A 691-nucleotide genomic window follows, 5' to 3' on the forward strand; every position below is an offset into this window, starting at 1 on the left:
ATAACGACCAAGGTGTTCCGACGTTCGCAACGGCGCGAACTTGCGTAAGCAAGTGCAGTGACGGACGCGAATGTGGCGCAGCCCGAGCGAGTGGTCGCGTTAGCGATCCACGAACGTAGCGGAAGCACCGACAGTTGTGCGCCGTAAAATTACAATGATCAGTGCTTTACATTTTTCTTTGCATGTTCAAGCCGATTGCTCCATGCTTGGCTAAGTGGTAAACTAACATTCTGCAGTTGCCTTACAATTTCTGAATAATCTCTTTTGCGCCAGGCCTTTTCAGCATTCGGGAAAGGTCTGTACGGTATTAAGCAAGTGAGATTACCTTCTAATATTTCTCGGCATTCAAACTTTAACCTATACGCATATTCTTTCAAATCGTCCAATTGTTTTTTCCCCGTCGTAAGAGTCAGTTTTTTGCGTAATGAAGTTATATACTCGTGGTATGGAAGCTCCTCTTCCCCAAAAAATATTGTTACACATGCATATTCCCCATAACTCCACCCTCTAATATGGATCTTTAAACGAGAACTTGAATAAGTTACATGAAATGCATCCACTGAATCCCATTCTTTCGTAAAACTATAGTCTACCTCTAAGAATAGAAATTCTGTTTCCGCAAGATTTACAAATTCTTCGTGCGATGGTCTTACTATAGGTTTTTTCATTTAATATGTTTATGGCGCACAAC

At 41.7% G+C, this 691-nt stretch carries 1 protein-coding gene; it reads right to left on the reverse strand.

Features of this window, described 5'->3' with window-relative positions; all coding sequences use genetic code 11:
* Positions 1-158: 158 nt before the first annotated feature.
* The gene (locus B1C82_RS20340) at positions 159-668 is read right to left on the reverse strand and encodes a hypothetical protein (protein ID WP_086449389.1); all 510 of its coding nucleotides are present in this window, start codon (positions 666-668) and stop codon (positions 159-161) included.
* Positions 669-691: the final 23 nt, after the last annotated feature.

It is taken from the genome of Leptospira venezuelensis, assembly GCF_002150035.1.
Lineage (GTDB): Bacteria > Spirochaetota > Leptospiria > Leptospirales > Leptospiraceae > Leptospira_B > Leptospira_B venezuelensis.